7 protein-coding genes are annotated in these 9,274 nt (G+C 36.7%); 3 read left to right on the top strand and 4 right to left on the bottom strand.

Translation table 11 applies throughout. From position 1 onward, the window contains the following. The 3 genes from ABXH34_RS05385 to gap form a co-directional block, all read right to left on the bottom strand. Nucleotides 1–657 carry an agmatine deiminase family protein gene (locus ABXH34_RS05385; RefSeq protein ID WP_353570843.1) on the bottom strand — a complete coding sequence of 219 codons (657 nt, stop codon included), beginning with the start codon at nt 655–657 and terminating at the stop codon, nt 1–3. Between the two features lie 26 nt (nt 658–683). Then, on the bottom strand, nt 684–1,535 hold the full coding sequence (locus ABXH34_RS05380; RefSeq protein WP_353570842.1) for an Rpn family recombination-promoting nuclease/putative transposase: 852 nt from the start codon (nt 1,533–1,535) through the stop codon (nt 684–686). A 73-nt stretch (nt 1,536–1,608) separates the two neighbouring features. Further along, entirely contained in the window at nt 1,609–2,637 is a 1,029-nt protein-coding gene (gap, locus tag ABXH34_RS05375) for a type I glyceraldehyde-3-phosphate dehydrogenase (RefSeq protein ID WP_353570841.1), read from the bottom strand. A gap of 566 nt (nt 2,638–3,203) precedes the next feature. Between gap and ABXH34_RS05370 the strand changes: the two genes are divergently transcribed. After that, nucleotides 3,204–3,815: a hypothetical protein gene (locus ABXH34_RS05370; protein WP_353570840.1), complete on the top strand. Its 612-nt coding sequence runs from the start codon at nt 3,204–3,206 to the stop codon at nt 3,813–3,815. Nucleotides 3,816–4,022: 207 nt separating this feature from the next. On the opposite strand, the gene ABXH34_RS05365 is transcribed toward ABXH34_RS05370, so the two are convergent. After that, a complete protein-coding gene (locus ABXH34_RS05365) occupies nt 4,023–5,204 on the bottom strand; it encodes a substrate-binding domain-containing protein (protein ID WP_353570839.1) in 1,182 nt (393 codons plus the stop codon). Nucleotides 5,205–5,404: 200 nt separating this feature from the next. Between ABXH34_RS05365 and ABXH34_RS05360 the strand changes: the two genes are divergently transcribed. Next, nucleotides 5,405–7,816 (top strand): protein kinase domain-containing protein, encoded by a 2,412-nt coding sequence (locus ABXH34_RS05360; protein WP_353570838.1) that lies wholly within the window; start codon nt 5,405–5,407, stop codon nt 7,814–7,816. A gap of 42 nt (nt 7,817–7,858) precedes the next feature. Then, nucleotides 7,859–9,187, top strand: coding sequence for an amino-acid N-acetyltransferase (argA, locus tag ABXH34_RS05355; protein WP_353570837.1), 1,329 nt, complete (start codon nt 7,859–7,861; stop codon nt 9,185–9,187). The last annotated feature ends 87 nt before the right edge of the window (nt 9,188–9,274 follow it).

Raw genomic sequence — 9,274 nt, 5'->3', positions numbered from 1 at the left:
CTAATTCTTTAATGACAACAGGGCTTGGTCGCCCTGTATCCCGGCTTTCAGCCGCCAAGCCTCTAACCCACCCGTCTTTAGCGGGTGGTTGTTTAGTTCATCAGGAGAAAGTTGCGGATTATCCGTATAGACTCTCGTTGTCATAACAACTGTATCTACTCCATTATCAACAAAGTTGCCGCCATCCAATATTATATTGCTGGGAATAAAATCTTCAGCACTTACCCCATATTGAGAAAGAACATTTAAAAAAGACTGTCTAGTTTCAGTTCTAAGTGAGCTTGGCTGAATATAATTAGGCCAATATTGGAATAATATCGGGTCTTTCTGACGAGAAGCACCTAAATCTCGCATCCAAATGTCAGCCACTTTGCCCTTCAAGACATGACCGGGAAGCGCACGACTTACTCGATCGTATGCTTCTCCCTCAGGCGCGATGATAATCACGTTATCATTACCTGCGATACGCTTTGCGTAGCTCACCTGAAAATCAACAATCTCATTGAAGAACTCCCCATAATAGGGATCATCTGAACCTTGAGGTGTTGCAAGCACAATCAAAGGCCTTCCTAGCATATTTTCAGGAATTGGAGCTGCAAAACTCTGATGCGTACCCAATAACAACAGTATTGTCATGATAAGCATTATTTTTTTCATAATTTACTCCTTTAGTAGTCTATTTATCATTCGTTTATAGCGAGTAGGTTTTTTAATTCTTCAATACTTTTTATAGATAATCCTGTGGTCTTTTCAATAATTTGTATATCAATATTTGCTTTAAGTAGATTAATTGCTATTTCCATGGCTTTATCCTTTTTACCATCTAAGTAATAACTATCCATAGAGCTTTTCAAATCCCAATAAACTTTTAAGCTGTCTTGGTATTCATCAAAACTATTTTGGTCAAGTTTAGTGATTTCTGCGGCTTCTAATAGCTTTTTGAAAATACCTTCTTGTAACGCGCTGGGTCGGTCGGATAATTTATGTAAATTTTTGAACGCATATAACCATTTTTCATAGTCATTTTGCAATTCTGATAAGGCTTTATTGAATTTGGGGATTTCTAAATAAATGAAGGTCAGTTTGTCATAAAACACACGTTGAGTGGTGGTTTCGACTAACTGTACATGATGGTGTAATTCAGGGGTATTATCATCAAATTTAAAATCTAAGATGCCAATGGTGTAGACATGCTTAAGCTGATATTTCCAGTCATCACCTTTTCTGGCTTGTTCCTGAATCGCAAATGTGGCGTAATATAAACTTCTATCTTTAAAGTATTGTTGTTTGACTCTTTGAATTTCAACAATAAACTTTTCACCTCGTTCATTGGAACAGTACAAATCATAAATGGCTCTGCGCTCACCTTGATTCCTACCTAATTGCTCATTTTTGAGATAAGTTAAATCTGTTATATGTTGTTGTTTGTCCAATAAGGCGTTTAAAAAACCAATCAACAAATCTTTATTCGGTTCTTCGCCAAATATCTTTTTAAAACCATAGTCCGTAAATAAATTGATATATTTGTCATTCATTTGCAGTGACCACGTTTTTTAATTGAGCAAGGTGAGATGAGCTAAATTATAGCCGCTCTCACCTCAAAATCAATTAACTAGCAGTCATTAACGCCACTGTTGTATCTAACATACGATTTGAGAAACCCCACTCGTTATCATACCAAGATAATACTTTCACTAAAGTACCGTCTTGAGTGACACGAGTTTGAGTTGAATCATAACTAGAAGAAGCGGTTGTATGATTGAAGTCAATAGACACTAAAGGCTCTACGTTATACGCTAAAATACCTTGTAAACCACCGTCAGCAACAGGTGTTTCAGAGGCTTTCTTCAAAATTTCATTGATTTCTTCAATAGAAGTTGCACGGTTTGCAACAAAAGTTAAATCAACCACTGAAACGTTGATCGTTGGCACACGTACTGAGAAACCATCTAATTTACCATTTAAATCTGGAAGCACTAAGCCGACCGCAGCCGCTGCACCTGTTTTAGTAGGAATCATCGATTGGGTTGCAGAACGGGCACGACGCAAGTCTGAATGATAAACGTCAGTTAACACTTGGTCATTGGTATAAGAATGGATGGTTGTCATTAAACCATGTTTTACCCCGATCGTTTCATGCAAAGGCTTAACTAAAGGTGCTAAGCAGTTTGTAGTACAAGAAGCATTAGAAATAACAGTGTCGCTGGCTTTTAAAATACCATGATTTACGCCGTAAACAATCGTTGCATCAACATCTTTACCACCCGGTGCAGAAATGATGACTTTTTTCGCGCCACCTTGTAAATGTGCACTGGCTTTTTCTTTACTTGCAAAGAACCCAGTAGACTCATGTACTACGTCAACACCTAATTCAGCCCAAGGTAATTTAGCTGGATCACGTTCTGATAACGCACGCACTTTTTTGCCATTGATAACAATATAGTCACCTTCAACACTGACATCGCCATTAAATTTGCCATGTGCTGTATCGTACTTAGTTAAGTGTGCATTGGTTTCTGCATTACCTAAGTCATTGATAGCAACAATTTCAATATCATCGCGGCCAGATTCGTGTAACGCACGCATCACATTACGACCAATACGTCCATAGCCATTGATTGCGACTTTAATTGTCATTGTATATATCCTCCACTCAAAGATTTAGTTATGAAAAGTGAATCCATTCCAGGGGACGATAAATCGCCATATTCCATAAACCTGTTTTTAGCTGTGAAAGTGAATACTGCTTTTTATGCTTTATTATCTATTTTCACAAAACGGGTATAAAAAAGTGTGCCTATCATAAGCATTTTTAGGTCAATATACCAGTAGCACATCGTTGTTTGGTATTAGGCTTAGTTTCTGTACTCGTGAACTAAGCATTTTTCTACTGTCAGATAAAATAGTGATTTTGAAAAAGTTCAAAAACCAGTTATGCCATGATAAATCTTGCTTTTTATAAAGTTAGTGTATAGAAAAAGTATCTTTATCACAATAGATAGCTGATATAAAACCAAATCCATTACTTTTGCAAATTGATAGTATAAGAAAATATTATATTTAAAATGGTTTTTATCGCTATTTAGACTCTATTTTGTAAAATCTTTTCAAATTTGAATTTCAGTTTAGGGCTGTAGTATTTAGGCGCATTTTGTTTTATATTGCTGGCCTGTTTATTACTGACTCGTGCTTTTAAAAAAATTATGAGACATAAAGGTTCACCCGACTACCAATTACGCCAACGTATCGCTGCTATTTGTGCCAGATTAATGGTGCAAGAAGGTGTCAAAGATTTTCAAATGGCGAAGAAAAAAGCCACCGCTGAATTAGGTGTGACCAATAGTAAAAGTCATTTGCCGACTAACGCTGAAATTGAAGCCGAAATCATATTGTATCAACGCTTATTTCAAGCTGACAATCAGCCGTTATATGTGCAACATTTACGCGAAGTTGCAATCAAGGCAATGGGTTTATTTAAAGACTTTCAACCGCGTTTAGTGGGGAATATCTTGACGGGAACAGCAACTCAACATTCTGATATTACACTACATTTATTTACTAATATCCCTGAAGATATGGATATATTTTTAATGCAGCAGGGTATTCCTTATGAGTTGACAGATAAACGTTTTAGAATCGAGCAACAAACTGTGAGTTTTCCGTGTTATCAATTTATGGCAGGGGATGAGCAAATAACCTTGGTGATTTTTGACGTGGATGATATTCGTTGGTCACCGCCAAGTCCTGTAGATGGAAAACCAATGCAACGTGCTGATATAAAAGCTGTTGAAAAACTGATTGCTGATATCCGCTAACATTCTATAGTCGTTTTATTTTAAAGTGATATAGGACTGGCAGTCCTCAAATTTGAAAGTATTTGATATTTGAAATATTAAAGGACTGCCAGTCCTAACACAAATCCAGAATGTTAACTTAATCCAACATGAAGATAAAAAAAGGACTGCTAGTTTTGAGTCGCTAACAGTCCTTTAATATCCATGATGTTCAAACAATCTAAAAGATTACTGGTTACGTTCCCAGACTTGAATCAATTGTTCTAACACATCAGCTTTAGGACGGCTAATAGTAGGCACATCAATCTGTACTGTGTCTTTTAGACCATCAAACGCGCTACCATCACCTAAAATAGGCACATCAATATTAGCAGGACGGAATAAATATTTATCACGGGCTTCTTCCTGAGCCACTTTACTCAATAAGAAATCTTGGAATAATTTAGCTGCATTCTTGTGATTATCATCAGACCATTTCACATCTAAAATGTAATAAGGATTATCATTCCAAACGCTACGACTTGGATAAATCACTTTAAAGTCGCCCCAACGACCTTTTGCAGAGTCTAAATTAGATAAAGCCAAGTTTTCATACACGATAATCGCATTCAATTTTGACGGGCCATAACGCAACATGGTACGCATTAAATTACCTGTGCTGGTTTCATCAGCCGTCATCGCGTCTTGGGTTTCTTCCATCCAAGTTAAAAAGCCTTCATCCATAACATGCTTTGCTTTCAACTTACGAGAAATATCAGCATAGTCATAAGCCATTAATGCTAAAGCTAATAAACCACTATTTGAATGAGTTGGCATTGTATGACCAAAAGTGACTAAACCCCATTCTGGTTTTTCTGCAATCGCAGCCCAGCCTGTTCTTTCTTGCAATGCTTCTGACAATGTGTTGAAGTTCATTGCTTCATATTTAGCCATAAATGCTTCATAGCGGTCTTTCCACATCACGATAACCATTGGGGTTAAAACCAACGGTGCATCAGAATAAATAGGATCATTACCATGTTCAGCTTCCCATTTAGAAACCAGTAAATCTTGTACTAAACTACTTGCTGGAGACCAGACATGAATACGTTGATCTTGTTCTAAAACAGCTTTTGCACCTTCAATTGAACCCATTGGAATTAAATTGATTTTTACATTTTCACCTGTAGGCGTTTTAGCAAATTCTTCTACCGCCCATTCCAACCATTTTTTCTTTTCAGTGCCATAAGCAAGACCAATTTCAACAGGCTCAACAGGTTGAACTGCTTCCCAACCTTCTTGTGCTGTATCCTTGGTTTGACCCCACAAATCCTTCATGGTTTGTTGCCAATCTGCTTGGCTTGTCGGTGCAACCGCTAATAAACTTGCTGCTAATGTCGTTACCAATAACTGCTTCATGTTTTTAAGCATACAGCCTCCATCCTATTTGAATTCACTTTAAAAAGTTTAGCCTAAGCAATTAAGATGACAATTTTGTGACATTGTCCATTTAGCAAGACTTATAAGGCAACACAGTTATAGTGACAAAACGCAACATTACAAGATATGTTATAGTTATCTACTCAAATGCATTAAATTAAAAATTGGCAATCTAAACTTGAAACCTAGCCATGACTCCTGAACTTGCCCCTCATGAATTATGTATACACTGTATGCAAATCTTGCAAAATCAGCAGACGTGTCCGCATTGTGGTCAGGATAATCGACACTATAAACCGCATCCTTTATATTTAAAGCCATACACACTGTTGCAAGAACAATATGCAATCGGCAAAAGTATTGGTCAAGGTGGTTTTGGCATTACCTATATAGGCCTAGATGTGCGGTTACAAAAGCGAGTTGCGATTAAAGAATATGTACCTACCGCATTAGCCACCCGTGATTTTATTAGTGCCACAATTCTGCCTATTAAACAGCAAGAACCTGCTTTTTTACAGGGTTTAAATTCTTTTTTGCATGAAGCCCGTAATTTAGCAAAGTTTGACCATCCCCATATAGTCCACGTACATAATTTTTTTGAAGAAAATCAAACAGGTTATATGGTTATGGACTATTTGGAAGGCCAAAGCCTCATTGATATTTTAATGGAATCAAATGGTAGGCTGTCAGTAAATCAAACACTGGACATTATGCTACCGATCCTAGATGCATTATCAGAGGTTCATGCTGAACACATTTATCATAGAGATATTTCACCGCATAATATTTATATTCTGACCGATGGTACGCCGATTTTAATTGATTTCGGGGCGGCTCGGCATATTGTTGGAGAAAATAGCCGTAGCTTAGATTTAGTGCTAAAACACGGTTATTCTCCTATTGAACAATATTCAGGTAAAGGAAAAATTGGTGCATGGACAGATATTTATGCTTGTGGGGCGTTGATGTATGTGATGTTAGTTGGGAGTTTGCCACCTGCGGCAACAGATCGTTTTTATGAAGATGGCTTAATCTCACTCAAAGCCTATCCTAATTTAAACATTCCTGATTCTATTATCGAAACCATTGATCGTGCACTGAGTGTTAAGGCTGAACATCGTTTTCAAACGGTTGCTGCCTTTAAAGCTGCTTTATTAGGCCAAGCCATCCCAGAGCCTATTTTGCCAGAATCTAAGCCTCAAAGCCATTTTCTAAGAAACAGTGTTATTTTAAGTATTTTCATTATTGCGATGCTAGCTTTGATTTGGAGACTGGATTTTTTCTCTGCAGAATCGGATTCAATCACAGATTTACAGCAACAAGCGCATCAATATTTACAGCAACACCAAATTGGTTTGGCTTTTGATACTTATCAAATAATTTTAAATCGAGACCCAAATAATCAGCCTGCTCAAGAGGGTTTACAACAAGCCAGTTCATATTATGAACAACAAGCAATACAATATCATGATAATAAAAATTTTATTCAAGCATTAGATATAATAGAAAAAGGGTTAGCCTTATTTCCTAATCAGCCCTCATTATTAAATATACAGCAACGCATATCAGATGCAATTCAAGCTCAAAAAACCAATAATCAAATTAACACCTTGTTACGGCAAGCCCAGCAAAATATAACTAATAAAAAATATAAAGCTGCTTATGCACAATATCAATCTATTTTAAATTTAGATCAAAATCAAAATGATGCAATGAATGGTTTGCAAAATATCAAACAAAATCATTTAACCCAAGCTCAAGATAAAACGATAAATATAAAACAGCGTCTGGCCATCATAAAGCAGGGTTTAAATCTATTTCCACAAAACAAGCTACTTATCTCGTTACAATACGCTTTAGCCGCAAAACAAGATCAACAACAGCAGATTCAAAAACTATTAAAAATGGCTCAAAGACAACTTAAATCCTTATATCTTACTGAACCAAATGATGATAATGCTTATCTGAGTTATCAAAAAATCTTAAACATTGCACCGAATCATCCGCAGGCATTAGCAGGATTAGAAAACATTGCCAATGCGTATGTTAAATTAGCGAATTCAGAGCAAAATATAGAAAAAAGTTTACATTTTATCCAAAAAGGCTTAAAAGTTACTCCAGCTCATACAGAACTGTTACGTTTAAAAGCGAATTTAGAAAAACGCAAATTAATTAAACCAGAAAAACCTAAACCTGTTGAACCAAAACCAGACCCGATTATCATTTTGTTAAATCAAGCCCAACAACAAATGAATCAGCGGCAATATGAGTTAGCATTTAAAACTTATAAAAAAGTGTTGAAACAACAAAATAATGTATCCGCATTACAGGGTTTACAGAAAATTGGCGCAACTTATGAAACATTAGCTCGCCAACAATTTGAACAACAAAATTTTACCCAAACAGATTTGTGGTTAAATAAAGGTTTGAGCTTATTTCCTGCTCATGCGGGTTTATTACATTTACGCGAACGTTTGAAGCTTGCCACCAAAGTAGTTGAAGAGCAACCAGATGAAAAAACTGAGATTGAGCAAGCTGAAACGACTGTTGAAGAAACGGTAACAGAACCTGAGCATAATATTATATTCACCCCTTCTTTTTGAAATTTACGATTCATACGCTAAAAAAACACATTATTAATAAAAATGTCCCAACAAACACTCCAAACAAACCAACATTTCGTTGATTGGTTTCGCACTGCATCTCCTTATATTTACATGCACCATGGCCGTACTTTTGTGATTAGCTTTGATGGTGATGCCTTACAACATCCTCATTTTAAAGAGCTTATACAAGATATTGCTTTACTTAATATCCTAGGTATTCGGGTTATTATTGTTTATGGTATCCGACCTCAAATTGATGCAGAGTTACAGCGACGAGGTTTAGAAAGTAAGTTGGTCAATGGACGACGGGTCACAGATGAAAAAGCCTTGCAATGCGTATTATCCGCTTGTGGTGAAGTCAATTTAACCATTCAAAGTTATCTATCAATGGGGTTAAGTAATGTCCCGATTTCTGATACTAAGATTCAAGTTGTGTCAGGCAATTTTGTGATGGCAAAACCCTTAGGGGTTCAGGATGGGGTCGATTTTCACTACACAGGTGAAGTACGCAAAATTGACAGTAATGGTATTACACATCAATTAAATAAAGATGCGATTGTGCTGATTCCACCAGTAGGGCATTCTCCAACGGGTGAGATGTTTAATTTATTAGCAGAAGAAGTTGCCACCGCAGTAGCGATTGAATTACGTGCGGCAAAATGGGTTTGTTTACATGAAAATGTGGGTTTGTTGGACAGTGATGAAAAGCTAGTACGCCAGCTTACATTTATCGAAGCCCAAAAGTGGTTAAAAAAGGCTTTAGATACAAATAGTCGAAATTTGCTTGAAAATGCAATAAAAGCTTGTCGTAATGGGGTGGAGCGAGTGCATTTAATCACCCAAAAAATTGATGGCTCATTATTATTAGAATTATTTAGCCGTGATGGGATTGGCACTTTAATTAGTTATGATCCTTATGAAAATACGCGCCAAGCTTCCATTCAAGATATTGGTGGTTTATTGGAATTGATTCAGCCTTTGGAACAGGCAGGCGCATTGGTGAGGCGTTCACGAGAAAAGCTAGAAATGGAAGTAGATCAATTTACCATACAAGAACGGGATGGAATGATTGTGGCATGTGCTGCATTGTATCCATTTTCTCATGAAAAAACGGCGGAACTGGCTTGTTTTGCCGTGCATGAAAAATACCGTGGTATGCGTAAAGGTGATGCAATACTGGCTTATTTGGAATTGCTCGCAGAAAATCAAGGGTTAGAGAGTATTTTTGTATTGACGACTCGTACGGCGCATTGGTTTATTGAACGAGGATTTGTGGAGACTTCTCCTGATGCTTTACCCACAGAACGCCAAGAATTATACAATTTACAACGTAATTCTAAGGTTTTTATTAAATACTTAAAGAAATAAAGAAAAATGCAATTCTAAATCTTCCGAAAATGTTTACAATTCAGGGCTGTAAATCCTCGAAAAAAATCATAATCCTAACAATCTACA

Source organism: Candidatus Albibeggiatoa sp. nov. BB20, from assembly GCA_016744725.1.
Taxonomy (GTDB): domain Bacteria; phylum Pseudomonadota; class Gammaproteobacteria; order Beggiatoales; family Beggiatoaceae; genus Albibeggiatoa.
This window is presented reverse-complemented; position numbering and strand designations above follow the sequence as displayed.